The organism is Cellulosilyticum lentocellum DSM 5427 (genome assembly GCF_000178835.2).
GTDB classification, from domain to species: Bacteria; Bacillota; Clostridia; order Lachnospirales; family Cellulosilyticaceae; genus Cellulosilyticum; species Cellulosilyticum lentocellum.
In genome coordinates this window covers 1,600,327-1,626,385 of the sequence record NC_015275.1, presented here as the reverse complement: position 1 = coordinate 1,626,385, position 26,059 = coordinate 1,600,327, and the positions used below count along the sequence as shown (strand labels likewise).

The 26,059-nt window shown below is 31.5% G+C and carries 30 protein-coding genes and 1 pseudogene; 10 read left to right on the top strand and 21 right to left on the bottom strand.

The features are described from left to right. Positions 1-3: 3 nt before the first annotated feature. Both CLOLE_RS07365 and CLOLE_RS07360 read left to right on the top strand, forming a co-directional pair. Complete coding sequence (locus tag CLOLE_RS07365; RefSeq protein ID WP_013656457.1) at positions 4-906, top strand: tetratricopeptide repeat protein; 903 nt, start codon at positions 4-6, stop codon at positions 904-906. Positions 907-943: 37 nt separating this feature from the next. Next, the gene (locus CLOLE_RS07360) at positions 944-2,029 is read left to right on the top strand and encodes a sensor domain-containing diguanylate cyclase (protein WP_013656456.1); all 1,086 of its coding nucleotides are present in this window, start codon (positions 944-946) and stop codon (positions 2,027-2,029) included. Between the two features lie 72 nt (positions 2,030-2,101). On the opposite strand, the gene deoD is transcribed toward CLOLE_RS07360, so the two are convergent. The 3 genes from deoD to CLOLE_RS07350 form a co-directional block, all read right to left on the bottom strand. Then, positions 2,102-2,803 carry a purine-nucleoside phosphorylase gene (gene deoD / locus CLOLE_RS07355; RefSeq protein WP_013656455.1) on the bottom strand — a complete coding sequence of 234 codons (702 nt, stop codon included), beginning with the start codon at positions 2,801-2,803 and terminating at the stop codon, positions 2,102-2,104. 154 nt (positions 2,804-2,957) lie between these two features. Next, positions 2,958-3,122, bottom strand: a complete 165-nt coding sequence (locus CLOLE_RS23340) for a hypothetical protein (protein ID WP_013656454.1) — start codon at positions 3,120-3,122, stop codon at positions 2,958-2,960. Positions 3,123-3,246: 124 nt separating this feature from the next. Then, a complete protein-coding gene (locus CLOLE_RS07350) occupies positions 3,247-4,101 on the bottom strand; it encodes a DUF6734 family protein (protein ID WP_013656453.1) in 855 nt (284 codons plus the stop codon). Positions 4,102-4,466: 365 nt separating this feature from the next. Here CLOLE_RS07350 and CLOLE_RS23800 point away from each other — a divergent pair, with 365 nt between their 5' ends. After that, the gene (locus CLOLE_RS23800; protein WP_270049154.1) at positions 4,467-4,595 is read left to right on the top strand and encodes a hypothetical protein; all 129 of its coding nucleotides are present in this window, start codon (positions 4,467-4,469) and stop codon (positions 4,593-4,595) included. 635 nt (positions 4,596-5,230) lie between these two features. On the opposite strand, the gene CLOLE_RS07340 is transcribed toward CLOLE_RS23800, so the two are convergent. The 4 genes and pseudogenes from CLOLE_RS07340 to CLOLE_RS07325 all read right to left on the bottom strand — a co-directional run. Beyond that, positions 5,231-5,827 carry an HAD-IA family hydrolase gene (locus CLOLE_RS07340; protein ID WP_013656451.1) on the bottom strand — a complete coding sequence of 199 codons (597 nt, stop codon included), beginning with the start codon at positions 5,825-5,827 and terminating at the stop codon, positions 5,231-5,233. A gap of 246 nt (positions 5,828-6,073) precedes the next feature. Beyond that, complete coding sequence (locus CLOLE_RS07335; protein WP_013656450.1) at positions 6,074-6,448, bottom strand: hypothetical protein; 375 nt, start codon at positions 6,446-6,448, stop codon at positions 6,074-6,076. Positions 6,449-6,745: 297 nt separating this feature from the next. After that, positions 6,746-7,456 carry a CPBP family intramembrane glutamic endopeptidase gene (locus tag CLOLE_RS07330; RefSeq protein ID WP_013656449.1) on the bottom strand — a complete coding sequence of 237 codons (711 nt, stop codon included), beginning with the start codon at positions 7,454-7,456 and terminating at the stop codon, positions 6,746-6,748. Positions 7,457-7,816: 360 nt separating this feature from the next. Beyond that, a pseudogene (locus CLOLE_RS07325) lies at positions 7,817-8,208 on the bottom strand (IS3 family transposase); the annotation flags it as partial. A 396-nt stretch (positions 8,209-8,604) separates the two neighbouring features. On the opposite strand from CLOLE_RS07325, the gene CLOLE_RS07320 reads away from it, so the two are divergent. The 3 genes from CLOLE_RS07320 to CLOLE_RS07305 all read left to right on the top strand — a co-directional run bounded on the left by CLOLE_RS07320 (position 8,605) and on the right by CLOLE_RS07305 (position 11,668). Then, positions 8,605-8,922, top strand: a complete 318-nt coding sequence (locus CLOLE_RS07320; protein WP_162145076.1) for a hypothetical protein — start codon at positions 8,605-8,607, stop codon at positions 8,920-8,922. A 169-nt stretch (positions 8,923-9,091) separates the two neighbouring features. Then, positions 9,092-10,069 carry an alpha/beta fold hydrolase gene (locus tag CLOLE_RS07315; protein ID WP_013656446.1) on the top strand — a complete coding sequence of 326 codons (978 nt, stop codon included), beginning with the start codon at positions 9,092-9,094 and terminating at the stop codon, positions 10,067-10,069. A gap of 1,050 nt (positions 10,070-11,119) precedes the next feature. Next, on the top strand, positions 11,120-11,668 hold the full coding sequence (locus CLOLE_RS07305; RefSeq protein WP_013656445.1) for a hypothetical protein: 549 nt from the start codon (positions 11,120-11,122) through the stop codon (positions 11,666-11,668). 100 nt (positions 11,669-11,768) lie between these two features. On the opposite strand, the gene CLOLE_RS07300 is transcribed toward CLOLE_RS07305, so the two are convergent. From CLOLE_RS07300 to CLOLE_RS22920, 3 genes are read right to left on the bottom strand one after another with little or no spacing between them, the layout of a single operon-like run. Then, positions 11,769-11,969 (bottom strand): hypothetical protein, encoded by a 201-nt coding sequence (locus tag CLOLE_RS07300; protein WP_013656444.1) that lies wholly within the window; start codon positions 11,967-11,969, stop codon positions 11,769-11,771. 11 nt (positions 11,970-11,980) lie between these two features. After that, positions 11,981-12,229 (bottom strand): hypothetical protein, encoded by a 249-nt coding sequence (locus CLOLE_RS07295; RefSeq protein ID WP_157864044.1) that lies wholly within the window; start codon positions 12,227-12,229, stop codon positions 11,981-11,983. Positions 12,230-12,256: 27 nt separating this feature from the next. Further along, a complete protein-coding gene (locus CLOLE_RS22920) occupies positions 12,257-12,397 on the bottom strand; it encodes a hypothetical protein (protein WP_013656442.1) in 141 nt (46 codons plus the stop codon). 331 nt (positions 12,398-12,728) lie between these two features. Between CLOLE_RS22920 and CLOLE_RS07290 the strand changes: the two genes are divergently transcribed. Beyond that, positions 12,729-12,986, top strand: a complete 258-nt coding sequence (locus CLOLE_RS07290) for a hypothetical protein (RefSeq protein ID WP_013656441.1) — start codon at positions 12,729-12,731, stop codon at positions 12,984-12,986. Positions 12,987-13,064: 78 nt separating this feature from the next. Here the strand turns inward: CLOLE_RS07290 and CLOLE_RS07285 are convergent, their stop codons facing one another. The 5 genes from CLOLE_RS07285 to CLOLE_RS07270 all read right to left on the bottom strand — a co-directional run bounded on the left by CLOLE_RS07285 (position 13,065) and on the right by CLOLE_RS07270 (position 17,826). Further along, positions 13,065-13,385 (bottom strand): hypothetical protein, encoded by a 321-nt coding sequence (locus tag CLOLE_RS07285; protein WP_041712933.1) that lies wholly within the window; start codon positions 13,383-13,385, stop codon positions 13,065-13,067. A gap of 56 nt (positions 13,386-13,441) precedes the next feature. After that, positions 13,442-13,597, bottom strand: coding sequence for a hypothetical protein (locus tag CLOLE_RS22915; protein ID WP_013656439.1), 156 nt, complete (start codon positions 13,595-13,597; stop codon positions 13,442-13,444). A 438-nt stretch (positions 13,598-14,035) separates the two neighbouring features. Then, positions 14,036-14,182, bottom strand: a complete 147-nt coding sequence (locus CLOLE_RS23245) for a hypothetical protein (RefSeq protein ID WP_162145075.1) — start codon at positions 14,180-14,182, stop codon at positions 14,036-14,038. Between the two features lie 570 nt (positions 14,183-14,752). Then, complete coding sequence (locus CLOLE_RS21745) at positions 14,753-15,733, bottom strand: DUF4062 domain-containing protein (RefSeq protein ID WP_013656438.1); 981 nt, start codon at positions 15,731-15,733, stop codon at positions 14,753-14,755. A gap of 71 nt (positions 15,734-15,804) precedes the next feature. Continuing rightward, the gene (locus CLOLE_RS07270; RefSeq protein WP_013656437.1) at positions 15,805-17,826 is read right to left on the bottom strand and encodes a hypothetical protein; all 2,022 of its coding nucleotides are present in this window, start codon (positions 17,824-17,826) and stop codon (positions 15,805-15,807) included. 298 nt (positions 17,827-18,124) lie between these two features. Here CLOLE_RS07270 and CLOLE_RS22390 point away from each other — a divergent pair. Next, positions 18,125-19,265 (top strand): IS3 family transposase gene (locus CLOLE_RS22390; protein WP_242825776.1). Its coding sequence is split into 2 segments (ribosomal slippage): positions 18,125-18,372 and positions 18,371-19,265, totalling 1,143 coding nucleotides; the frame shifts between segments, so codons are not numbered across the junction. Positions 19,266-19,337: 72 nt separating this feature from the next. Here CLOLE_RS22390 and CLOLE_RS07255 read toward each other — a convergent pair. From CLOLE_RS07255 to CLOLE_RS07230, 6 genes are all read right to left on the bottom strand, one after another. Further along, positions 19,338-19,958, bottom strand: coding sequence for a recombinase family protein (locus CLOLE_RS07255; protein WP_242825775.1), 621 nt, complete (start codon positions 19,956-19,958; stop codon positions 19,338-19,340). A gap of 204 nt (positions 19,959-20,162) precedes the next feature. After that, positions 20,163-20,648, bottom strand: a complete 486-nt coding sequence (locus CLOLE_RS07250) for a hypothetical protein (protein WP_013656435.1) — start codon at positions 20,646-20,648, stop codon at positions 20,163-20,165. A gap of 182 nt (positions 20,649-20,830) precedes the next feature. Then, complete coding sequence (locus CLOLE_RS07245; protein WP_013656434.1) at positions 20,831-21,133, bottom strand: hypothetical protein; 303 nt, start codon at positions 21,131-21,133, stop codon at positions 20,831-20,833. A gap of 282 nt (positions 21,134-21,415) precedes the next feature. Next, positions 21,416-23,605 (bottom strand): phage/plasmid primase, P4 family, encoded by a 2,190-nt coding sequence (locus CLOLE_RS21740; RefSeq protein ID WP_013656433.1) that lies wholly within the window; start codon positions 23,603-23,605, stop codon positions 21,416-21,418. A gap of 15 nt (positions 23,606-23,620) precedes the next feature. Next, the gene (locus CLOLE_RS07235; RefSeq protein WP_013656432.1) at positions 23,621-23,791 is read right to left on the bottom strand and encodes a helix-turn-helix domain-containing protein; all 171 of its coding nucleotides are present in this window, start codon (positions 23,789-23,791) and stop codon (positions 23,621-23,623) included. A 25-nt stretch (positions 23,792-23,816) separates the two neighbouring features. Next, entirely contained in the window at positions 23,817-24,002 is a 186-nt protein-coding gene (locus CLOLE_RS07230) for a helix-turn-helix domain-containing protein (protein WP_013656431.1), read from the bottom strand. A 256-nt stretch (positions 24,003-24,258) separates the two neighbouring features. On the opposite strand from CLOLE_RS07230, the gene CLOLE_RS21735 reads away from it, so the two are divergent. Together CLOLE_RS21735 and CLOLE_RS07220 are read left to right on the top strand one after the other, a co-directional pair. Continuing rightward, positions 24,259-24,738 (top strand): helix-turn-helix domain-containing protein, encoded by a 480-nt coding sequence (locus CLOLE_RS21735; protein WP_013656430.1) that lies wholly within the window; start codon positions 24,259-24,261, stop codon positions 24,736-24,738. A 6-nt stretch (positions 24,739-24,744) separates the two neighbouring features. Next, positions 24,745-25,923 carry a tyrosine-type recombinase/integrase gene (locus CLOLE_RS07220; protein WP_013656429.1) on the top strand — a complete coding sequence of 393 codons (1,179 nt, stop codon included), beginning with the start codon at positions 24,745-24,747 and terminating at the stop codon, positions 25,921-25,923. Positions 25,924-26,059: the final 136 nt, after the last annotated feature.

Below are 26,059 nucleotides of genomic sequence, written 5' to 3'. Positions count from 1 at the left end.
TCTATGGAGACTCTGAATGCACAACAAGCCTTGCATCTTTCTCCTCAAAATTACTTAAAAAATGCTTTAAGCTTGCTTCGCCAAGAGCAACTGCAAGATGCTTTACAATCTATAGATGCAGCCGTTATTTTTAGTGGTAATTCTCCTTTTTACATTTATCAAAAAATACGTATACTATTTAATTTAGGTGCTCTTCAAAGTTGCAGTCAGCTTATTGTATCACAATTAGAGTATTTATATAAATATGGTTCATTATATATTTTATGTCGTAGTATAGATTATTACCAAAAAATCAATGCTTGTAATCTTGAGGAGTTAGAAAATCTGTTAAAAAATGTTCACGTTCCTTACTGCTTAGCCAGTATTTACAAAGAACTTATGTTGCAAAAGCAAAAACCTTTTTTAGCAAAAGCACGTAAAGCCATGGTTCAGGATCATTATCCATTATGTATTGCTTATAGTGATTTATATCTAAAGCTTAATCCAGTTACAAAAGACTTGGTCTACATGAAAGCTTATTCGTATCATATGTTGGGTCAATTGCAACAAGCGCTTCCCTATTACAGAGAATACTTAAAGCTTAATCTGAAAGACCCAAAAGCTTACATTGAATTAGGAGCCATTTTATTAGAAATGGGGCAAGTAAGTGAAGCCTTAGAATACTTTGAAAAAGCATCCTATATGGAGCCTACTAATAAAGAATATTTATCTTATATAGCAGAATGCCATATTGCTTCTAAGAAATATGATTCTGCTATTGCTACTTATCAAACGATAGAAAAATATTATAGCACTGATATACAAAATTACTTTAACTTATCCTATGTTTATAGGAAAATCAATAAAAAACATCTCTCTAAACGTTACTTAAAAAAAGTCAGACAACAACTCAAAACAAAGTACTGATTTAACTAATTATTGTATAACAAAGGGGTACGATGGTATGGATAATAAAACTGCAAATAATACCTACTTAGACCTAAATAGTATGGATTCTGAGAAATTCGAAAAGTATCAACGTTTTACAGAACAAACTATTTTTGATCTTTCTCAGCAAATTACTGAACTAGAGCAAAAGCTTAATGTTTTTACTAACCTTTTGGAAATTAGTAATTATATTAATCAATATATTAAAAGCCAAAACTTATTTCCATTAATTAATGATATGCTCATTGGTGTATTTGGAGCTAAATATTCTACCATTTATATTAAATCAGATGATGACTATGTGCAAGTGACCTCTAGGAATTTTTCCTATGATTGTATTGAAATGGAAAAGCAACTTATATTTGAGCACCATGAAGAAGAGTTCATTATTAATAGTACAGAGCCTATTTATCCTGCAAAAGATGCCTCAACAGCTATATACTCTTGCTTAGGTGTACCTATCAAAATTAATAGTGGACCTCTAGGCTTTATCTTAATTCAGCATCGTGAAAAAAATTATTTTTCTAAAGATCATGCCACCTTTCTGTCTTCGCTCGCTAACCATGTAGGTGTCGCTATTGAAAATAACTTGCTTTATAATCAAATCAAAGAAAGTGCATGTAAAGATGGTCTAACTAATATCTTTAATAAAAAATACTTTTTTGATACGATTCTATCTATCCCCAATTTGTCTCAGCAATACTATACGATTGTCATGATAGATATTGATAACTTTAAAAAGGTTAATGATACCTATGGTCATCCTTATGGAGATATTGTGCTTAAAACCATTTGTTCCATTATTAAAAATAATACACGCCCTAATGATATTGTGGCTAGATATGGTGGGGAAGAAATCATAATTTACTTTAATAACTTCATTGATAAGTCTTTAGTTGCTAAACGTGTAGAGCAAATGCGTTATCAGATTGAAACCACCTCTATACCTGGTGATGGTTTCGAATCTTCTGTAACTGCAAGCTTTGGTGTGTATGTTAAAACTGATGAAGCTCTTTCTTTAGACGAAGTCATTAAACTAGCTGATAGCAATCTTTATATTTGTAAACGTTCCGGAAAAAACAAATTTCTTATTAATGAATAAACCTTAATACATAATAAAGGAGCTATGATTCATCTCATAGCTCCTTATTTGCATTTAAATATTCTTATTTGATTAAGCTAATTCTAAAGCAATTTCCATCATTTGGGTAAATGTATTTTGTCTTTCTTCAGCTGTTGTTTCTTCTCCTGTAATAAGGTTATCTGAAATAGTAACCATAGCAAGGGCATTAACACCTGCTGCTGCTGCTTCCATATAAAGTGCTGCTGCTTCCATTTCTACTGCTAAAACGCCCATTTTTGACCATCTTTCAGTAGTTGTTGTATCTGCATTATAAAAAATATCAGAAGAAAGGATATTACCTACATGATAAGGTACATTGTTTTCCTTTGCTTTTTCAACTGCTTTTTCTAACAAGCTATAGCTAGCAACTGGTGCAAAAGTACCTGGCAAATTGTATTGAATTGCATAATTAGAGTTCGTACAAGCTCCCATACCAAATACAATGTGGCGTAATGGTAGATCAGCACTCATACTTCCTGCTGAACCAATTCTAATAAGATTTTTACATCCGTATACATGAATAAGCTCATGAGAATAAATACCAATAGATGGCATCCCCATTCCACTTCCTTGTACAGAGATTTTTTTACCTTTATATGTTCCTGTATAACCAAACATATTTCTTACTGTATTGTACTGAACAACATTTTCTAAGAAGTTGTCAGCAATATATTTTGCTCTTAATGGATCTCCAGGTAATAAGACAGTTTCTGCAATATCCCCTGGTTTTGCTGCGTTATGTGGTGTTGACATTGTTCTCGTCCTCCTAATTGTATGTTTGGCTATTATTTTTAGCCATGAAGCTTTGCTTCTTTAGATAGCTTATCCTATTTCTTTTAAGATATCACTATTTAAACAAACCTTTTTTCTAGTATATCATATTTCTTAGGAGTTGAACACGCTAGTTTTATGGTCTATGGGCCCTTGCATAACAGGCCTTACATATTTTTCTTGCCCCTCGCACGCCACTTTCAGGCCATACTATCTTTACTCTTGTTCTCCCACAAACTGGGCAGGTTCCTCTCCAGTTTCCTTCTGCTTTAATTACTTTGCCTCTTTTAGATTTTGCCATAAGTTTATCCCCCTTTTAACATTTAATACTCTTTATAAATGTACTCAGGAGTTGTCCACTTTATGACTAATTTTAAATTTCTTTATACATAGCTTATTAGTATTCTGTTATTTTTTATATTGGTTTACGATTCATCATATACTTTTAAAACTTCTATCTGCTGCAATACCGGATAAAAATCTGGATAATCTTTTTTTATTCTTTTCATACAACGCTTGCAAAAAGCTATTCTTCTTTCCGGATGGCTACGTAAGTATCTTTTATGTCCCCAAATATGGGTAAAACATTGCTGATGCTCATTAAAAAGCTCCCCTACTTCTGCAAAAGCAAATAGTTCTATATGCTTTTCTTCTGCACACATCGCTAGTAATCGTTGCTCAGCAAATACCATATATGTAAGAGGGTCGTCCCCTTGCGCTGCTCTCATAAACGCTTTAGATTCATTTACATAAAACTGTTTAAAATCTTCGTCACCTATGTACATAAAGGCTGTATTACACGGCCTAACTTCCCAGTTCCATCTTGAAAAAGCCTCATAGCCTGAAGCCATATGTAAAGATTCTTTGGCTGGATAAACATTCGTCTGAAGCTCTTCTTTATGAATAACTGCAATTGAATGCTTCCTTAATTCTTCTTCAACTTTATTCCAAACAATAAAGTCTGTATCCATCATAACACAAGGTGCTTCTTCTTCAGCTAGGGCATAAATCTTTCCTGCTGCCCAAAACACCTTTGGATTTAAATGTGGATCTATATCCGCCAATCTTTCCTCTATTCCTAAATTCCATAGATGCTCTAGTCCTAAATCTCGATAATAAGCTGCACCTATTGGATCTGTTATCATTTTTATATCTCCATTTAACTCCTGCCATTTAAGGGCAGATAAAACGGTCGTAAGTAGCTCAAAATCTTCCACATAAAAATCACCTTTTTGTGACTTAAAAAAAGGACCTGTCCATGTTGAATGAAATGCGCGCATACTTGTCCCCCCTTATATCAGATTTAAGCCATATCCCTCTAATCCTGAACCTGAAGTTGTTTCTACATTGCTTATACTTGTCATTTTCACCACTCCTTCAGCTATTCTTCTTTTACTTTATTTCTATTTTATTATATCATTTATGGGATATTTTTTCAATTTACATTATCTTTCAAATAAGTATTATTATTCTTGTTTTAATTCCCAATACAACAATACTACTTGATAAAATATCTATTCCTTCATTTCCGTAGTGAGAACGTCCACCTATAACCAATAGCCTAGAAAAAATCATTTTATCTTCTCAACTATAAATTTATAGACTTATTCACTCTCTTGCTACTTCTCGTCAAATAAACTTTAATATGGATATGATTATCTATGCCAATGGTATGATTATGATGTCTACATTTCATGCACTCAATCAGTCTTGGGAAGAAAAGAAAAGCATGCTCATTCATGCCTATGAACTATTTTGCCAAGTACAATTATAAATCAAATTGTAGGGAGGCTAGCAATGCCGCTATGAAAAAAATTAATTCAATTGGATATGGTGGTAAAATCCTTGCGACTGGCATGGTTTTTCTCCTACTCATCCCTATGATCACCTATATTATATCCCCTATCTGTAGGCATGTCGTTTATAAATATATCGGCAAAATATCACTTCTTATAGGCCTACTTACTTTGCTATTTCTTATTCTACTTTTGACAATCGAATTAAGACAAGATAGAAAACTGAATCTCTATTATGACAGTCAAAAAAACAAAAAACTGAAACTAGGAAATGATATTTTTGAATGTCAATCCTGTGGAAATCGAAAGATTCAAGCCTCAGATACCAGCTGCCCTATATGCGGCATTCATTTTACAAACAAGGGAGAATACTGATGGAAACAAAGAAAACTGTACAATTAGAAGCGGTTTCTCAAACTTTACTTATTCCACAGTTAATGTAAAAATAATACATATAACTACTATCAACAAGCTAGACACTAGCACTTATCTCTAAATTTGAAATTCTATTTAATAGAACCAAGTCATACACTTATTTTTCCTCAACTCATAATTCCATTTAATATACAGCAAAACAGGAATATTTATTTTGATAAATTATAATTTGTCACTTTCACTTAACTATTAGCCTATTTGCAAGTTCTTTGAAATTCGTAACAGCTTTCCCATCATATTCAACATTTCTACTATTAAATAATATGGTATCCATACCAAGCGCTTGTGCTGCGGCTAAGTTATATCTTCTGTCATCTATATAGGTACAATCAGACGCTAAACACCCCAGTTTTTCAAGTGTATGCTTAAATATTTGTTTATCAGGCTTTTTGATTTTTATGTCTCCGCTTACTGTTATGACATCAAAATAATCATTAATTTTATATTTATCACGGAAATATCTGCTCCATTCACTTGAATCATTTGATATCAAAGCTAATTTATAATATTTCTTTATGCTTGATGCAAATTCGGAAAATGATTCATCAATTTCTACTGTATCTAAATATTCTTTTTCAATTTTGCATAAATCACCTTTAAAGCCTAATCTTTTAAAAACTTCTAAAGAAGATATTTCTCCTACATCTGCTTTATCCCAAATCGGATATATATCAGCTGGAGTTAAATCAGGGAATGTGCGATTTACAAATGAATAGAATCCGTCTCCTGAGTCTTTTAAAATCACACCATACATATCTAATATTATTGCTTTCATATATAATCCCCCTAAGCTCTACCAAATAAATAAATTCAAATATATGAGTCTATTGCTCTTTTAAATTTATGTAATCGAAATTTAAACAATACTTTTATAAAAGCATACTGCTTCTTTAGATGTTACAGAGGCTCGCCTTATCTCTATCATCAAAAGTCTTCTCCTTTTAAATTGAAAGTCATAATTCTATAAAATATCTATTTGATTTGTTTCGTTAAATACTTAAAACCAACCCTATTATTCATTTTACATATTTAATCCCGTAATCCAAAAACAAATGGCAGCTATCACAGATAATGGGGTCGCACAATATTTTTCTTTCTTACTTGTTGATAGTAAATTCATAATGGTATTTAGGGATAGATAGATAGCAAAAAATAATACTATGTATTTTGTTGTTTTAATAGAGAACCAGAGAGGTACTATATTCCCAGCTTGCAAGATCACTATAATTGCGAACAATTGAATTACTAAAGAAATCCAACAAAGTATTCTTAATTTTGATGGAATCACCTTATATTTTCCTCCCATTGAAAACTCCCCCAAAGGCAATCCAAGACCTATTAGCATGGTCAATATCGCTACAATTCCAAATAATATCGCTCCTAAAATTTGTATCATTCTTATCCTCCTTAATATTTATACTTTAACTAATTTACAAAATATCACTTTTATCTATTATACAAAAATATTCTTTTAATTGCTGGTTTAAATAACTATTTATTACGATAAAACAAAATTTAACTGTGTATTAATCTATTAACTTGTTTAAAAGCATACTGTTCTACCCTCATAGGATAGTTATAGTTAAGCAGTTTTGTTGTTTCTTGTGATTTGCTTGAAAACATTTCCACTGTTTTTATTGGCTACTCACCAAAATGTATGCTTGATAGCCACTAGGCCATCAGTTAACTAAAACTATCTTTTCATTCTTTCTTTTGACACAATAAGTATAATGAAAACAGCTACTATCGTGAGCATAGCATAAGTATTACTTTCAACAGTAAACTTCGGGAACTGTTCCGATTTAAACACATATGTAACAAATGCATTTGGTAGATTTACAAAATAAGAAACAATCAAGCTGTTGTCAGAAAGCTTATAGGCAATTGCAAAACCAAGGCCAACGGCAAACAATAGCAATATATCTCCGACAGTTCTAAAACCTGGATAACCTAAATGATAGACAGAAAACATAACTGCAGAAATAAGAATAGCAATGATAGCTCCAAAATTCTTTTCTACTCTGGTTTGAACAAATCCCCTGAACAAGAACTCTTCAAAAAACGTTGTCATGATAAGAGGTGCAATAGCAAGTGGAAGCCTAGTCCACGCTATGTATTCTCTAGCTATTATTTTTGGAATTAACTGCCCGCCAATTGAAAAAACAACAAAAGCAACTAAAACAACACTCTGACGGGCACCTATTTTCTTTATGCCGACAGAAGAGAAGTCCTCTTTGTCTATAAGAAGAAGGAATATTGGTAGTATTGTACTTATCACAAGACCATATAACACATTATAGAAGATACCGAACACTACTCCCTCAAACATATTCGCAATGGAAATAAATATAATGATTAAAATCTCAGATACCGCACAAAAAAATATAATTTTACTTTTATTCATAAACTATACAACCACCTTCTCAAGATATAATTAATCTTAGTATTAAATACTAATTTATAAACTTACAAAAATATCTATCCATATTGCTTGCTTAAGTATATGCAGGTATTATATAATGTACCACTTTAAATGTATTGTATTTTGTCATTTTGTGCAACAAAAATAAGACTAATTCTTTCACCTAGTCCTATAAAAAGTTATTCTTTTATATAAAATGATATTTTAAATATCAAAATAATGTTTTGGTGATTAAAAATTGTATTGGATTGTCAACATTTAACTAGACAACCTTTTTAAGGCTATTCAGTTTGTATTGATATGGTGTAAGTATACAAATATAGTGCTAGCTCATATCAACAGGACATAAGTCAAATCACTAACCACTATGATTAAGTGGCTTTGATTTTTAAATTCACGTTTCACTAGATTAGAAACTTTAGATTCATTACATTTATCAACATGAGGTTTAAACTGTGCAATAGGTATTTTGAGATAAGTCCACTAGCTCTCATGATACGACTAATTTTTCGTCCAGATACTTGATAGCCTTCTTTTTCTAGTTCAATCTTAATTTTGCGTGCACCATAATTAGAACGACTATCTTTAAAAATCTTCATTATAGGCGCCTCAAGAATATTTTCACTTTCTTTTTGTTTTGCTTCATAATAATAGGTACTTCTAGATAGCTGTAGGACTTTACACATTGCTGATACAGAGTATTTGTAAAGGTTATTTTTTATCACATTTTCTTTTGCCATTATGATAGCGTGCTACGATTTGTGCTTTAAACTCAGTTGTAAATGTACGTCGTGGTCTGGTTGGGTTAGAATTGGGCATGCTCATCTCTTCTTTAATATAAGTTGATTGCACATAACCCTAAAATAACTGTCCAGTTTATTGTAGCCGATTCAAAAGTCGAATTTGTTTATAGAATAAAAATTAAAATATTACTTATAATATCTAGGTAATTATTACTTATATCGAGGTATAAAATGACTAAACATCACTTTAAACGTTATTTAATTCTTATATGTTTAATATGTTTCACTTTTCATTCATCACATTTTTTTGCACAAAACATTACTACTGTTGATACAAATACAGTAATAGAGGAATCATATGGCTCGCTTAATAATATTCACAAGCAAATGTTAAATATAATAGAGAACTATTTTATTAGTAATATAAGCACTACTACTAGTAAACCTGATCCAGGCTATTTAGATATATATATTTCTCAGTTAAATGCTATAAGTGATAAAATAAAAGCCGTAGACCAATCAAAAGTCACACCAGAACAAAAAACTAAATTAAGAATACTGAGGGATGCTACTGATGATTTAACTTATATTAGCGGTACTCTAAAAAGATTACTAACATCTTTAGATGCTAAAGAACAATATAATTTATTTCGAGCTATCCTATATGCTAGTAATTTAGTAGAGAAAGATTTTTCATACTTCTAATTTTTACATATCGGCATTATGCCGATATGTTTTTTATTTATTCAAAATCAGATTTGTTTGCTCTAATAATAAATTGTTTAATTGTTGAACCTGGTATCTATATTTGTTATACTTGAGTAAATAATCAGATAATTGTTGCAAAGATTAGTAATATAATGGGAGGCTGTGGATGAAAACACCTAAAATTAAAGATGATGAAGGTAATATATACCCAAGTAGTGTTGCTGAAATTAAAAAGATAACAATTGGCGGAATAGATCAGTATTTGATGATACGAGCCAAAGATACTAAAAAGCCCATAGTTCTGTTTGTTCATGGAGGACCAGGACAAGCAGAAATTGGCTATATTAGAGAATATCAAAAAGCATTAGAAGAACACTTTGTTGTTGTACGATGGGATCAAAAAGGTGCAGGGCTATCTTACTCCAAAACCATACCTAAAGACACTTTTACTATCGAGACATTTGTAGAAGATTTGAATGAAGTAACCGATTATTTAATTCAGCGGTTTAATCAGCAAAAGATTATAATAGCAGGTCATTCATGGGGAACAGTTATTGCTACTTACGCAGTAAAGTATTATCCCGAGAAATATAGTGCTTACATTGGAATTGGTCAAGTCGTCAATTCAGAAGAAAGTGAAAAAATAGCGTATCATTACACAAAATCACAGGCTATCAAACAAAACAATAAAAAAGTACTTAAGCAGCTTGAACAAATAGGTGAACCACCGTACTCTCATAAAGAGGTTATGATACGAGCAGTTTGTCAGGAGGAAATTGGTGGTGTAGTAAAGACAAGTCCACCTAGAAGTATGGGACTATCACTGCTATTATCAAGAGAATATAACTTGATTCATAAACTAAATTATCAAAAGAGCTGCCTAGATTCGGCCAACACCATGTATCCTCAAATTGCAAAAATAAACTTCTTTAATGAAATTAAAAATTTAGACGTTCCAACACTCTTTGTTGCTGGCCAGTATGATTATATTACACCAACCATTTTGGTTAAACAATTTTATGATGAATTAGAAGCACCTATGAAAGATTTAATCGTGCTAGAAAACTCTGCACATCTACCTCACCTGGAAGAATGCGAACGCTTTATAGAACTACTTATAAAATCAAATATACTTAGCAAATAGCTGTTGTAAATTAAAAACCTTACTATTTCATCGGTGAGGTTTTTTATTTGCGTCTATTCCCACTCCACCAAACTTATATTTGTTCTATCATTTACTTATTTGATTAAATATTCTAAAATATTATCAACCATATAAAGGCGGTGATATTTTGAAGAAACTCAGTCCAACTAATAAAATCCTACTTTCAAATTATTTCATGTTCAGCTCTCTACTTTTGGGTTAGATTTTAAATGAATTATTAGATAACTTTTTGTTTTTTATTGTAGGTTTTATTTTATTCGTATACTTTGATGTGGCATATCATAAATGTCCTTTTTGTAAAAAACATATAGATCATCGTTCAATATCATCTCATGGATTTTATTGCCCCCATTGTGGAAAACATATAACCTCTACCAATAATAATGAACCTCCCAAACTCTGATTCTATTTAATAGCCCCACTTCATGAAACTCTATTTTTTCTATTGACAACGTGATACAATTATCCAAATATCCTCGCCAAAGGAGAACACTATGAATTTCTATAGTCCTAAATATAAAGTGTTTTACTTCATTGTCAGTGCACTACTAATTATTTATCTTATAACTTACTTCTTCAAACCATTCAGCTCCACTCGCTTATTTTGGCCTGTTTATTGTTGTTCGGGCATACAACAAGCTTTAATTTCTTTTAATTTTTATAAGCTTGATGAAAAAGGTAAATCCATTTTCCATATATGCTTTGCTATATTTTTTATAGGATTTTCAGTCTGTGCTGCTCAAACTTAATATTTCTATCTCAACAACTTTGGAATTTAATCACTTGCCACCACTACACACGAATATCTGATTTTCTCACTTGGTATAAGCTGATAAGAAAAAGAATCTATATGAAAACCTTCTGTGATTAATTCTTCTAAGTAATCATATATTTTATTTTCTTAATCGACATAATTTTTAAAAAACTCTTGCATAATCCACCTCACCAAATTCTTATTTTATTAAATATTTTGATATTTTATACTGCAGTTAAAAACTATTATGATGATTCAAAATAAGTAGAAATTTTATGAATAAATTAAGAAAATTATTAGTACTTTTACTAGCAGTAACATCCGTATTTGTAGGCTGTGATAGAAATTCTACAAATACCTCAGCTATAAGAGCAGGTGATACTATCCAAGGTGAAGGCTTTACTTTTGTCGCACCTGATAGTTGGAACGTAATTGGTGGTTCTGAAATTAGAGAAGATTATACTCTTTATAAAGTTGGTAAACCGCGTAAAGTTATAAATATCTATAAAGTGGAAGCCCCAGAATATGAAGGCCTTTCAGCTAAAGATCTTGAGAGGAGTATTAAAGAAAATTTTAACGTCCTAGGAGAATCAACTCTTAATAAGATTGAAGTAATAACAATGCCATATGGTTCAGTTGTTTATGATGAATCAACAACTGAACCAACTCAAGAAAACCAGAAAATTTCATTTGAAAGTACTGTTGCTATTAGATTTATAAAGGATAAGTATGTGTATATAATCTCAGCAACAGCAGTAGGCGGTGAAGTATCTGATATTTGTGATGAAGCGCTATTTGTAGCTGAAAATATCACTTTTAATTAAAGGTTTATTACAGGTGTTAATACTCCATAGTCTATTTATGGGGTATTTTTTAATCCGGTCCTTTTACAGCCATAATCATAATTTAAAAATTCATTTTGTTTTACCTTATTCGGTTATTACATGCTGCTCCACACATTCCTTTTTGTTCACAATTATTGCAACATCCAAACTTACAATCTTCTCCACAGTTTATAGCCACTTTACCAGCGTTATAGATGTTGCATGGTTTAATCTTATCTAGTAAACATTGTGTCCTATATAAGGTATTTAAGCTTACTTGTCCTTCTATCTTTCCCTTCATTGATACACCTTCTAAAAAATGCTTAACTGTTCAAATTTAACTCTATCTACTAATACATTTGTTGTATCTTGTTTAGCTATGTACTCTTTTAAATTCTTATCCTGTATTAGTAATCCACATCCACGTCCATCTTCTCTTTTACCTTTAATTATTAGCCATCTTTCTTTTTCATTTTCGCCTGGGTAAAGAGATTCCCTAAACCAGAACTTTTCAATTTTACCTTCGCATATATGTCCAGGTATTTTGAACTTTAGTTCCATTCCCTCATATATTTTCAAATGATCACCTTATTTCAATTTTTTACAAAGACCTAATGCCCCTTTTGATGTTCTTGTAAGTCTCTGATATTTGTCCTTATAAGGGCAAGTATCTTGAAGCTCACACTTCCAACACTCACATTTCTTCTCTTCATTCTTGTAAATATCCATAATTTCTCTCCTTCCAACCTAAACAAAAGTCAAATTTAAATTGCTATTATCTATTTTCTCCCTTATACTTCTTTTTAAAGGAGTGATTTGTTTGAAATTTTTGAATATCTTTATCCCATGTTTTATTACAATATTGCTTTATGACCTTATAACCAAAAACATATTTTCGTTCTCAATGGACTACCTACTCATAATTCCTCTTATGTTTATCGTAGGAACTTTATATACTGCTGCTATAAACCTGTTTAAAAAGAACAAAGATTAATTTTAAACCTATATTGAATAAATTTTCTAAATATTATACAATCACCTTAAAGAAAGGATGATTGCATTGAAAAAAACACTAAAAAAAATAGCAAGAGTTATTTTGTGTGTCCTTGGAATATTATTTACTCTTGTATTCTTTGTATCAATTTACCTAGATTATTATTTTATGAAAATAACAAATCGTCCACCAGTATTAGGTTTTGGAGCCTCTGTGATTATGGCTGTAATATGTTTCTTGCTCCCTGGTATAATTTTCTTAGTAGTCTCTTATAATATGAAAAGTAAAGATACGAATCATATTGATAGAGAAGACTCAAATTAGTTCTACATATAGTTCTTCAACCGCTATTTATAAACCATAGCGTTTTTTTAATTCTTCCACTATTACTGATTAAAAAAGTTATTTTATATAGCCCCAACTTTGTGGTGCCCTGTTAATACCTACTTCTTCAATCTGTATTGGTATATCATAAGACTTAACGCTACTTACATCCCATGCAACCAAGTCCTTGCCATTTGCATATGCAAATAACTCATATAGACTCAGATAACTTCTATTGCATAGCTGCTGAAAAACATTAGTTACTAATGTACCTTTACAAATAAACTCTCCTTGTATACCTTTGCCACCTGTTACATAGCAAAGTACTTTAAAAGGATATTCAATGCCTGCTGGCTTAGTTTTTCTGATTTCTAGTGTCTTTTCTCCGTTCTTGATCATGTGCCAGTACTTCTCATGAACACTAATTAATACTGTTTTTACTTTGTTTTCCTCCCCTATAGCATATCTGCTATGGTTTTAATCACATTCTTAAGCCTTCTATTTATGTCCCTCTCTTGGTTCTTTTCCTGTACCTTTGCAGCTATCTCATCCTTAAGTCTTTGATTTTCTATTTTAAGTGTATCAACATATCTTTGTTCACTATCTGTCATTCATATTCCTCCTTATCAACAAAAAATACTTTTTATAATTTAAATTTTGATATTGATTTTCATTTTCTTTTGTGATATATTAAATATACAACAGTACATAAAAATTTTCGTAACTCCCATATGTTAAGCACTGGTCCTACAACTAGTGCTTTTCTTCTGTCCAGCGATATAAAGTTGACACTCTTATGAGCATCTAGCATATATCAAAAACACTTTGTTTTAATTCCAATCAGCTTCTGGTTCTTTACTTGGTGTAACTTCATCACTTTCACTCCATGTATCTACAATCACTTTGCGTTCCATTTTGTGCAAGCTTCATTAAATAAATTGTGAAGTCATCCATATGTCTTAATGATGTTAAATCAAGTTGCCTGCTAAATGATATTGACCATACATTCTCTTCGTTTTTATTCCATCTTGATAGGCTAACTTCTACATTTAGATCTTCTTATTCTTCATCTTGCTCTTGCACTCCATGAATAGCTTGGCATATTTAAAACTGCTCCAGCTTCTTCCCTCTTCTTCTTCGCTTTCCATTTCTGTTTCTACATATTCGTAACTTTGGCCATCATCAAAAACAACCAAAAAAACAAAAAAGATGTTATAGAGTCGCTAAATAAAATAACGAGCATACGTATCTAACTTACGTATGCTCGTTATTTTTATGTATTAAGCTTTCTGTTACGTATATTCTTACGTATAAGCTTCAATTTTACTTTCATCAATCACCTTGGAAGCTTCAATAAAGCTGGAAGGGGGACTCGAACCCCCGACTTACTCATTACGAATGAGTTACTCAAAACAGATATTAGCACAAAAGTATTGATATCTCTTCAAATCCCTTAATTTCAATACTTGAAGGCTACTTTTTCTATACTTATCTTCTACTATTAATATTATTTGTAACCCTTTTACTGTAAATATACTGTAAAAATTCAGCTAATGATTTTACTTTGAGAGAACGGAAAATGTATTCTAATAAAGTCCTTAATATTCAATAGAACACTATATCTTTCAAGTATTTAAAATACCTACTTTCTTATTTTTTCTCTTTCATTACTCACTTTAAATCATGGATATTTATTTACAATAATATTTGCAGTTCACCCCTAATAGGTGAACCACTAAATGCAAATAATAGTATAATCTTTATTCCTAAATATTCGTTTTTATGTATTCATCTTTATCTATTTTTCTATTCTCAAGAATACTTAATATCTTACTTCTTAACTCATCATATTGTTTCCTATTCTCATAACAACGTGAAGCACCTATCTGATATGGTGGGCCTCCCTCAATAATTGTGTTTAACATCTCTTCATTATCCTCATCAAATATTTGTAACTCATTATTACAAAACTCATCAAATGTCTCATTCTTTAATATTCTTTCAGGAGTGGGGACTATTTTCCACAATGTCATAGTTCTTATAACATCACATTTAAAGATTGCATCATATATTTCAATATTTGCCTGAGTTGTCTCATTTCCAGCATGCTTAGCGATTTCTTTAGTAAACAGCTCAATCCTTTTTGTAGCATCAGAAATACTTTCAAACAATCCAGTAACAGTTTTTACTTGCTTATTGTTAGATAAGAAACTATACATCATGCCCGCCCATTGCTTCTTTAAATATGCCTCAATATCAGAAAAATCCTTAAATGCAAAAATTGCATTATTAACTGAGTTCTTACGGACTTTATCAAGAAATTTAAATATAGCTATATTGTCAACCGATGGATATTCTATCTTTTGACATATACTTTCGTTTTTTTTACAATTTATCGTATACAGATGATGTTCTGAATAAACAGATTGTTCTACTAATGCAAATATAGGCAAACCAATTTCTACAGCTTTATTATATTCCATATTAGTGATTGATATCTCTGTTTGGTTATATTTCCCCCCATATCTCCCTCCTATTATTAGTACAAAAATTTGGCAATTTTTTACTTCTTCTATACATGAATCATGTGTATGTATCAAAGGATTATAGAAAACATCTCCTTCTTCACTTAATATAGGTTCATACCCAATTGTCCTTATAAAATATTTTATATTTTCCCTTATATACTTTAAATCATAACAAGTTGAACTCACAAACACTCTTGGAATAGCCATTTTACTTTCCATCTCTTCCTTAACTTATTTAATATATCCACATATATTGTATTTTCAATCTAATGTATTAAAAAAATACCTCACTAAACAAAAAGATCACTAATATATTTAAAAAATATCTTTAGTTCCTCCAATGTCCCTTTTTTGAAAACCTCATCCATTTGTTGTAATCTTATATGTTGTTTATAAATATCAATAACGTCATTTTTAACTCCTCTGCCCCCTTCTCTTACTCTTTCATCTACTCTTTTCCAAAAGTGATTTGTATCATCAAGAGGAGTAAATATCTTCAACATATCATTATATCTATTTAATGAAATTTCATTTAACATTTGTAAATATTTTTCATTAATAATTAAGGTAAAACCATCCGTTAATGTTTTTACAAAATCGTCTGTAGTAGCAGCCAACTTTAAATCTATTAAAGACTTTGCTTGCTTAATATTTTCAAGCAATTGATTTTTTACACTAATTTCTGTCTCATCATAAATATTGTTTCGATAATGATAATAATCTTTACCCTTATCATCTCTAGAGCACGTATATGGATTAATTCCACCATATCTTATGGATAATGCTCTTAAAGTACTATAGTAGTATTGCTGTAAAATATTATAAAACTTTCCCTCAAAACCATAATCTGCATCTAGTGCTATTTTAGTCGCATCCGTAATCGCTTGTGCAATTATGTCTAATTCTTGTTGTTCTTTTGTATTTAATTCTAATGTATTCTTACTCACTAAACTATCTATATTCTCTTTGATCTTGTCACATTCTTTGAGTAATCTATTTCTATTTCTTATAATAATATTATTTATACATTCAAAAAAATCTCTATTATTTTGTTCTGCAATTTCAGAATAATATTTATCAACTATTGATTTTTCGACAAGCCTTATTTTACCATCAATCCTTTTTTCTTCTTCAGTTTTATTAATTTTATAACAAGAACATGGGTTAATAAAAATAGTATTTTCACTATTATAATTTAATGGAGTATGTGGATTATCTATCATTTGCTCCATTTCTTCTCTTTTTATACGTTCACCTTCATTTTCATCATTGTTGCATTCATTTACTGTTGATAACTCACCTTTTCTATATAGTACTGTTAACGCTGTTTTTCCAATGACATCTTTATTTTCTTTTAATATCCATTTTGAAAGGATTTCTTTATTCTCTGCTTTAGGAGCATGTTCATATCGATCAGTCAAAATACAAATAGTATCTTCTTGAAATAAATAATTGTATAAACCATCCCTACTACTAGAATCAATTCCCCTAGTATCAATTATTTCTTTAATATAAGATGCAAGTTTTAAATTATAATCTTTTTCATTAATTAAAATATTAATCTTTTCTGGAATACTTATTTTTTCATTGTATCCAAAATTTATTCTATTAAACTCTCGCTTTAACCATACACAAAAATCTTCTTCGTTAAATTCAATCTTATTATCTTTTCTTTTTTCTAAACCAATTCTCTTTAAAATACATTTTTCAAATTCATCATTAGTTTTAATATCTTCATTTTTAATATATTCTATAACTTGATTTTCGCTGGAGAATCCTGCCATATTTCTTATGCATCTTAAAATTTCAGATGAATGTTCTACCTCATCTAAATCTACATTTTTGTTAATATATTTATCCTCTTGATTATAAATATCTTGCTTTCTTTTCTTAGATAAATAATATCTACAAAAATCACTTATCAAATTATTTTGTACCTGTTCCGATCTAGGTTCAATAATAATACTTGTTTTACCAGATGTCTTTCTTATCTTAACATCAGCTATAGTAGTTCTTCCTCCACCTACGGAGAGTAAAGAAATCTCATCTAATTTTTTCCCTCCTTTTTCCTTTTCTAAAAGATTCAATAAGTTACAAATCGCAGTAGTCTTTCCATCTCCAGGTGAACCAATAAAAACTAATTTATACTCTTTTTTAGTAAGTATCCTTTTTATATCTTTTAGTCTTCTCTTATATGCCATCAAAATATTTTCAATCATCTTATATCCTTTATTTTCCTTTTTAATTTCCATTACAGTGTTTATTTCATCTATCAAAACTTCAATATCTGACTCATTCATTTTAGCATTCATTTTAACACTCCTTTTTCCATACTTTATATATCAAAGTTATCATTTCTTTATACCATTAATATAGCATATTAGTGTTTCAAATTATTGTCGCTTTTTGTCATTTATATTCAATTTTCGCAAATGTAAATTCTAATATTTAAGTATATTTTACAAAATCAAAATCAAAATCAAATAGTATTCTTATAATGTTATGCTATATCATATATAGCCATTAGCTCTATATGGATCTATATTAAATAAGTAGACACGATTTGATATTAGTGATTATATTAAAGTAGACACAAAAGGAGGTGCCCACATGGCAACTAAACAAACTCGTTATGATGAAGATTTTAAAAAATCAATCGTTGCACTTTATCATAATGGCAAAACTCAGACTTCTCTCTGCCAAGAATATGATATTTCACAGACTTCTCTCGCTAAATGGATTAAACAATATTCTACTGTTGAAACCGATGATGGCAAAGTCCTAACTGCTAAACAAATTAAAGAAATGCAAAAAAGAATGGCTCAACTTGAGGAAGAGAACCTCATATTAAAAAAGCGATTGCCATATTCACGCCACACTCTCTGAGCGACTAGATGCTGTTTATAAACTACGTTTTCAGCATGATATTAAAACCCTTTGCCGCGTACTTAACGTAAATCGCAGCACTTACTATAAGCACTTCAACTCCGAACCTGCTCCAAGAGTAAAAGAGAATCTAAATATCAAACGTGTCATTCTTCAGATTTATTCTGACTATGATAAATGTCTTGGTGCTTATAAAATTACATATATCCTCAGTCGTGATTATGGTATAAACATCAGCGTGGGACGAGTGTACCGACTGATGCAATCAATGTCTCTTCCTAAAATGTCTACAGATAAACCTTGTAGAGTAAAACATCACAATCAGGGAGAATGCGATAATCACCTCCATCAGGAATTTAACCAAAAGGCTCCAAATCTTGTCTGGGCTAGTGATTTCACTTACATAAAAGTTAATGGTAAATGGTATTATCTTTGCATTGTCATGGACTTGTTTTCTAGAAAAATCATTGGTTGGCACATAGCTAGCAACCACGATGTCACCTTAACAATGTCAGCTTTTAATAAGGCTTATAAAAGCCGTCATGTTCAGTATGGACTCATATTTCACTCTGACCAGGGAGCTGAGTATACTGCTTTTGCATTTAGAAATCTCTTAGATTCCTATAATGTTGTGCAGTCATTTTCTAAAAAAGGATACCCTTTCGATAATGCTTGTTGTGAAAGTTTTTTCAAATATCTCAAAAAGAATCGCACCAATCGCAGAAGCTATCATACCCTAGAGGAACTTCGACTAGATATTTTCGAGTACATTGAAAATCTATATAACAATCGTCTTCCCCACGGTGCGATTGGATATAAAACGCCAAATGAGTTAGAAGCAGAATACTGGGATCAGCACGCATAATTATTGATCTCAACAAATTTTTTCGTTACAAATCGTGTCCAAACTATTGACTATACTCCAATATTAAAGCATCTATTGCCTACTTAATTTCTCATAAATACCTATATACTTATATATAGACTGCCTACTTACTCCACATATCTTAGCTAATTCTGTCTTATTAATCTGATTGTATCTATATTTTGGATAATGTTTAATAAAAATACTAGGTAGATTTTCTTCCGATAATTTAGGCCTGCCTATTTGTCTCCCATTTATAACAGCATTTGCCATACCACTTCTTACACGTTCACTTATCATATTTCTTTCCATCTCAGCGAATACGCCCATCATTTTAAGCATACCATCTGTCATTGCATCAAGTTCACCTTTACTACAATCAACTATAAATCCACCAATAATTAACTTTAAATGCTTCCTTTTCACAGTTTCAACAATTTCACATAATTGCTTTGTGCTCCTAGTAATACGTGATACTTCTGTTGCCACTATTGTATCTCCTTCAGCTACTCTCTCTAATAACTTATTAAGCTCAATGCGATCTACTTTTGTGCCACTCTCATACTCCCAATAAATATTCTTTTCAACCACACCACCCAATGCTTTTAATTCTCTCTTCTGTCTATTAATATCTTGCTTATTTTCATTAGTTGAGCATCTCGCGTATCCATATATCGCCATTGTTATTTCCATCCTCTTCTTTTTTAATGTCATTCTTCAATATGTAAACCAAAAGGTCATTTCTTTTTCTTTTACACATTCGCTACATTTTCACTTCATTTCTAATACTTTTTTTCATCTATAAATATGTTAACGAAAACATCTGTTTTCCTTTACACATCATTCCATAGAAAAAGGGCAGCCACAATCAACTACCCTATAATCAATTTTTATCTCTTATCCTATTCTCTTATAAACTGAACAGCACTCTACATCCGTTCGCATTATATATTCATCTTCCCCTATATATTGCACCATAAATCCTTTATTAAAGAGTGAGTCTTCTATTTCCAATTCATTTCTCAACAACTGTGTTAATGGATAAAATCTCACCCCATAATAATTCTCTGTATCACAAATAAGAAGCTTTCCTTCCTCCCCGCAGTTTTTTAAAAATCGCTCTGCTGCATACATTCTCCCTGTATAACTTTCTATCTTACCATCATTAATGTAATCGGTTGCTCTAAATAGTGCAGGTGTTTCTTCTGGTATATATTTCTCTAAAACCATTTCCCACACCTCTAGCCATTCTGCTCGCCTTCCATCTTCTCCACTATAGATCCAGTTTGCTAGAAAGCTATGCGTTTCTTTATTAACTGCTTCTTTTGTTTTAATCGCCCTAACAAGGCAATTTGCAATCTTTATTTTCTCTCTTTTAGTCATCTTGTTTTATATCCTCACTCATGTTTTTCACTTTTAAAAATTATCCCCCTCAAAAAATTTCATTTCAGGAATTTTGTGCGAGCATATAGCCTCTCGTGGTCGACCTTTATATTCACCTTTTTCCCTTGAAACTAGGGGGGGATGGCATTTTGTCATTAATCTCTGTCCCTAATAAATCCTTTTTATGGTGCTAATACAAAGTATAAAACTTCTCTTATTTGCCTTATTTCTTTATATAAATGCTCTGTATTTTCGCTCATATGATCACACATATTTTCAATTTGGTAAGCTATTTCAGCTAAAATATTTATCTTTCTGCAAAACTCTTCTTCGCAGTACCTCTCAGCTTCACTTACAGTTTGAAATGACTTAATGCCTAAAAGCTTCTCATCTTTATCTCTAAAATAAACGTCTGTGCCTTCTCTTTCCATCCTTTTCACATAATAACTATTAATATATTTATCTTGATCTAAATCTATAAACATGCGTTTCTCCTTTTGAATTTCTTTTTTCGTTATAATTTTCCTGCCTCTTGCAGGACTTCTAGCTACAGTACCAATGCAAAATCCCTTTGATACTCATAACCTACGGTAGTTTCATCAGTTAGCTTACAACTTTCCTTTTACTATAAGGCTTTTATAGCCTTTATATTCTTAATATCATTTCTATATTACTTATCTATAAAACTCTCTATACTATCTCAATCCCTTGATATTCTTATCTTTAAGTTTCTATTAGCTACTGCAATACCTCACTCATACTCCTGTTTAAACACTTACAAATTGACTGACTGATAAGAGCAAAGCAATGTCTTTATAAAAAACATGCCTGCCATCGTTTTCTTTAGTGATTCGCTTCTTCATATCTAAGCCAAACCTTGTCTTATTGTCTGGCACTTCATTATTGGCTCTACACCATTCCACATATCTTGTATAAAGGTCTTTAGCCTGTACTTTAGAACCCACCTTATTAATCGTACATTCTCTAAGAAAAAGCCCTAACGTGTCGCTTTCTTCTTTAAATTCATGCACTAACTCAATAATAGCCTCTGGCTCTTTTAGTCCTTCTTCTAAATAAAGATGAATCCCTTCAATACACCACCATAAAATACCTTCTACTTCTTTCATCAGCTTATCTTTTAGCTGTCTATCCTTTTTATGCTCAGGTAAATCTAATTTAAAAGGTATGACTTTTAATCGTCTCCAAATCCCTTTATCTGTTCCCACAACCTCCGGCATATGATTTGTAAAGAGCCATAGCTTAAACTGTGGCATAAAAGACATTGGCTCACAATACAATCTCCTTGCTGTAACCTTGTCCTCTCCTGTTAACTGTTTAATAAGTCCTTCATTGAAACGAACCCCTTTATTACTTTCAACACATACTACAAGTCGTGCATCCATGAGATTAATAATATCGGGACTAGCTTCTGAACCTTGTCTAATTTGTGAGATTGTCTCTGCTTGTGGGCATTTAACATAGTCATCAAAAATATAACTCAGAATATCCTTAAATACCCCTTTCCCATTGGCACCATCCCCATAGCCTATAAACATACACTGCTCTCTTGTAAAGCCTGTCAAACTATAACCTATTGCCTTCTGCACATAACGAATAAGCTCTTGATCTCCTAAGAAAATCTCATTAATAAACCTTTCCCAAGTTGGTGCTTTTGCATCTTCTACCACAGAAACTTGTGTTGCTTGTGAAAGATAGTCTTTATAGCAATGTGGTCTTACCTCTTTATCATGGATCAAGTACGTACCAGTTGGCGTATTGATCACATCACGTCTACTATTAAAGGTTGTTGATACAATAGGAAGCAAATGCTTGGTTTCATTAAGAATGGATGTTTTTCCTCTATGACTTCTACAGCTCTTTAAATGATTTTGATATAAGACCGCTTGTTTTTTCCTTTCTTTGCCCTCTTCCATGTTTCCAAGTATCAAAGCAAAGTCATTACTCATACGATCAATCATTTCATTAGCTAAAAGCCTTACACCATCAACCCGATCTTCTTCCCACTTCACACCATTGTAGAGATACCATTTATTCACATCATAAGCAAAACAAAGTTTACTTCTAAACATATCTGCCATGGTCTGTGCATTATCTGTATCATCTAAACGATAATTTTTATAGGGCTCGCTTAATAACTTTTGCTTCTCTACTTGTTCCACTAACTGTAATAACTCATATTTTGTATGCCCTTCTTCTAAATAATCAGTGACATCGCCATGAGGTTTTTTACTTGGTATCACAACTTTAATCGTTTTTGCTACTGATGCTATATCAGCACATATCTGCCTCGTTAACTGCTCTCCTGCTTCATCATTATCTTGAAGAATAACGACATCTAGATTTTCAAAGTACTTGCTAAATACCTTATTCCATGCAGTAGCACCACCTGCTGTAGTCGCTAAAAGACCTAAGTTTTGCATAGTATGAACATCTTTTTCACCTTCTACATAGTAAATAGGCTGTTGTAATTTAATGGCCTTATCAAAAACTGATTTATTATAAAGTGTCTTATCAACCGAACTAAACACGTTTTTCCATATCACTTCATTTTCTTTTATACGAAAATGACGAATTTCCTTGTTCTCATATCGTGCTTTATAGTACAATACATGTTGCGATTCATCATCATAATAAGGATAAAGAGCTTCTAATTTAAGTTCTCCCTTTTTTGGATCGTGCCACACCCTTACTTTCTCCCGCCAGGTCAGAGTATGGGTGTTATTTTGTTTAAACAAATCTTTAAGTTCCAGTCCTATTGCTGTCATTACCATTTCAGTACTACATCCTGTATGACAATGTAATAAAATACGTTCATCTGTTTCTTTTATAGATAGACTCGGTTCTTTATCACGATGTGCAGGGCAACAACAAATATATGATCTTTCCCCATTCGATTTTACTTTTTCAAATCTATATAGTAATTCCTCTAATCTCAAACATTAATCTCCTTACTAGCATACCTTCTGTTTTTCTAACCATTCTTCAAAGTCTTCCTGCTTAACCACAATTATGCCTCCAATACGCATAATAGGTACGCCCTTTGTGTTTAAGATCTTATAAGCTGTTGTTTGCTTAAAACCATACATTTCTACAATATCTTTTGCTCTTAATAATTTTTTCATTGCTAATCCCTGATGTCCTTTCTCTCTACTCAAAAAATAACGCTACTACATCTGTTTCTAAAATACTTGCTAATTTCAACATCACTTCTTTTGTGACATTACCATCTTTTCCATTCTCAATACGTGATAAAAAACTTCTACAGATGCCTACTTTTTCACATAACTCATTTTGTGTCATATGCTTTTTTAATCGTGCAATTTTTACATTCATTTTCAGCAAACTCCTTTCTAGCCATCAATAATGTTATGAACAATCATGCACTATAGTGAACTATTTTGAACTAAATCCAACTATATTGAAATATTTTCAACCATTTTTTATACACTATAGTACGTGTTTGTAGATGTATCCTATCATAAACAAAGGAACCAGTCAACACTATAATGTGTATTGTTAAAAATTAACATATGCATACATACACTATAATGTGTTATACTATCTATATGTCAAAAATGGAGGCCAACTTATGTATGGTGAAAAATTAAAACAACTTCGTAAAGAAAAGAAAATATCTCAAAAAGAACTAGCTGAGCTTTCTGGCTTATCTATTTCATATATTCAACAAATTGAATCAGGCAAAAAAAATAACCCTTCATTAGAAGCGTTAACTGCAATTGCTAAGGTATTAGATACGCCTATGTATCACTTATTAGATGAATCCATGAAGGAATATAAGGATGAATTTTACTTTAAGCAATGTATTGATTGGCTTAGACCTATATTAATAGATGAACCTGAATATGCCAGTGAAGAAGCTCAGAGAATTTACGGCTACACACTTACTATCTTAGAAACACTTGAGCACGCTTATAACAACCCAAATATCCGCGAAGAATACTATTATGATGTAGTGAACTTCCTTCAATATCTCTCTTATCGCTATGGCTTTGATCCTGCTACAGGGGTAGGTATTGTTCCTCCAACAGATTCAAAAGAGGAGGAATAATCTACTATGGCAACCTATTTTAAAAGAACTTATAAGAGAAAAGACGGAACAACGTATGTTCGTTGGGTAGGTGAGTCCAACTTAGATTCCTATAAACCTAAAACAGTTTATGGCAAAAGTAAGAAAGAATGTGAAGATAAGATTCGTGATTATGAAAGTGATTTTATTAAATATGGCACTAGACTCGTTAAGAAGCGAATAACGCTTTCAGATTTGATGTATGACCACTTATTTACAAATACTAAGGCAAGTGTTAGCCTTGGCACCTTTGAACGCTATATGAGCCTATATAATACCCATATCAAAGACTCTGCTCTTGGTAAGCGTGATATTCAAAAGATATTGCAACGTGATGTGCAGCAATTCTTTAATAGTAAAACTGAACTATCAAGTAAAAGTCTTTCTATGCTCAAATATTTACTGAATCAATCCTTTGATCACGGCATTGCCAATCAATTTATTCGTATTAACCCAATGAAAAAGATTACGCTCCCTAAATCAACTTATGTAGAAAAGGAAATCGAAGTCTTAACTCATGAGGAACAAAAAGCTTTTATGGGTGTGGTTAATGAAAGTTTCTATAAGATGCTCTTTACAGTAGCACTCCATACTGGTATGCGTGTCGGTGAGATCATGGCCTTAAAATGGCATAATGTGGATTTAATAGACCATATGATTCATGTAAAAGAATCCTCTAGACTCGTTAAGGAATATGACTCAGAAGGCAACGGAGAAGATAAAGTTATTACTAAGAGTCCTAAGACCAAAGCAGGTATACGTGATATACCGATACATCCCTCTTTATCAGAAGAACTTACAGCCTATAAAGCTGAACATAATGGTCAGGATGATGACTACGTTTTTAAAAATAGCAAAGGCAACCAGATTAAATATGATAGTATTGCCAAAGCCCATAAATTACTTTGCGAAAAGGCAAAAATACGCCCTTATACTGAAATAGGCTCCAATGGAGAATCTATCATCAAGTATAAAGGCATTACTTTTCACGGTATTCGTCATAGCTTTGCTACAAGGCTTATTGAGCAAGGTGTGGATGTTAAGACTGTTTCACAGTTATTAGGGCATACAGATGTTAAGATTACTTTAAATCGTTATGTACACTCTACTGATGATACTAAGAAAGATGCAATTCATAAATTGCAAAAGGCCCTAAGCGCGCTATAAACACCTAGGGTCATATATTTACTCTATTAAAACAAATGATTTTCGTGCCACATATAATAGCCTTAAGTTGCTAGTGGTCTATTATAATCTAGTTAATAATAAACTCCAGTATCATGGCAATACTTTCTTCAAAATC

Excerpts from the sequence above, each read along its gene's own strand:
- CLOLE_RS07315 (WP_013656446.1), top strand. The coding sequence starts at position 9,092 with ATGAAAACACCTAAAATTAAAGATGATGAAGGTAATATATACCCAAGT.
- CLOLE_RS07340 (WP_013656451.1), bottom strand. The coding sequence starts at position 5,827 with ATGAAAGCAATAATATTAGATATGTATGGTGTGATTTTAAAAGACTCA.
- CLOLE_RS07330 (WP_013656449.1), bottom strand. The coding sequence starts at position 7,456 with ATGAATAAAAGTAAAATTATATTTTTTTGTGCGGTATCTGAGATTTTA.
- CLOLE_RS07255 (WP_242825775.1), bottom strand. The coding sequence starts at position 19,958 with ATGGAAATAACAATGGCGATATATGGATACGCGAGATGCTCAACTAAT.
- CLOLE_RS07235 (WP_013656432.1), bottom strand. The coding sequence starts at position 23,791 with ATGAAAAAATTATTAAGAGCAAAAGATATTGTAGAAATGTATGGTTTT.
- CLOLE_RS07335 (WP_013656450.1), bottom strand. The coding sequence starts at position 6,448 with ATGATACAAATTTTAGGAGCGATATTATTTGGAATTGTAGCGATATTG.
- CLOLE_RS22920 (WP_013656442.1), bottom strand. The coding sequence starts at position 12,397 with ATGGATATTTACAAGAATGAAGAGAAGAAATGTGAGTGTTGGAAGTGT.
- CLOLE_RS07270 (WP_013656437.1), bottom strand. The coding sequence starts at position 17,826 with ATGAATGCTAAAATGAATGAGTCAGATATTGAAGTTTTGATAGATGAA.
- CLOLE_RS07320 (WP_162145076.1), top strand. The coding sequence starts at position 8,605 with ATGTTAAATATAATAGAGAACTATTTTATTAGTAATATAAGCACTACT.
- CLOLE_RS21735 (WP_013656430.1), top strand. The coding sequence starts at position 24,259 with ATGTATGGTGAAAAATTAAAACAACTTCGTAAAGAAAAGAAAATATCT.
- CLOLE_RS07245 (WP_013656434.1), bottom strand. The coding sequence starts at position 21,133 with ATGTTTATAGATTTAGATCAAGATAAATATATTAATAGTTATTATGTG.
- CLOLE_RS07360 (WP_013656456.1), top strand. The coding sequence starts at position 944 with ATGGATAATAAAACTGCAAATAATACCTACTTAGACCTAAATAGTATG.
- CLOLE_RS07230 (WP_013656431.1), bottom strand. The coding sequence starts at position 24,002 with ATGAATGTAAAAATTGCACGATTAAAAAAGCATATGACACAAAATGAG.
- deoD (WP_013656455.1), bottom strand. The coding sequence starts at position 2,803 with ATGTCAACACCACATAACGCAGCAAAACCAGGGGATATTGCAGAAACT.
- CLOLE_RS07350 (WP_013656453.1), bottom strand. The coding sequence starts at position 4,101 with ATGCGCGCATTTCATTCAACATGGACAGGTCCTTTTTTTAAGTCACAA.
- CLOLE_RS23800 (WP_270049154.1), top strand. The coding sequence starts at position 4,467 with ATGGATATGATTATCTATGCCAATGGTATGATTATGATGTCTACATTT.
- CLOLE_RS07250 (WP_013656435.1), bottom strand. The coding sequence starts at position 20,648 with ATGACTAAAAGAGAGAAAATAAAGATTGCAAATTGCCTTGTTAGGGCG.
- CLOLE_RS07295 (WP_157864044.1), bottom strand. The coding sequence starts at position 12,229 with ATGGAACTAAAGTTCAAAATACCTGGACATATATGCGAAGGTAAAATT.
- CLOLE_RS21745 (WP_013656438.1), bottom strand. The coding sequence starts at position 15,733 with ATGGAAAGTAAAATGGCTATTCCAAGAGTGTTTGTGAGTTCAACTTGT.
- CLOLE_RS07285 (WP_041712933.1), bottom strand. The coding sequence starts at position 13,385 with ATGATCAAGAACGGAGAAAAGACACTAGAAATCAGAAAAACTAAGCCA.
- CLOLE_RS07365 (WP_013656457.1), top strand. The coding sequence starts at position 4 with ATGGAGACTCTGAATGCACAACAAGCCTTGCATCTTTCTCCTCAAAAT.
- CLOLE_RS07220 (WP_013656429.1), top strand. The coding sequence starts at position 24,745 with ATGGCAACCTATTTTAAAAGAACTTATAAGAGAAAAGACGGAACAACG.
- CLOLE_RS23340 (WP_013656454.1), bottom strand. The coding sequence starts at position 3,122 with ATGGCAAAATCTAAAAGAGGCAAAGTAATTAAAGCAGAAGGAAACTGG.
- CLOLE_RS07305 (WP_013656445.1), top strand. The coding sequence starts at position 11,120 with ATGAATAAATTAAGAAAATTATTAGTACTTTTACTAGCAGTAACATCC.
- CLOLE_RS07300 (WP_013656444.1), bottom strand. The coding sequence starts at position 11,969 with ATGAAGGGAAAGATAGAAGGACAAGTAAGCTTAAATACCTTATATAGG.
- CLOLE_RS22915 (WP_013656439.1), bottom strand. The coding sequence starts at position 13,597 with ATGACAGATAGTGAACAAAGATATGTTGATACACTTAAAATAGAAAAT.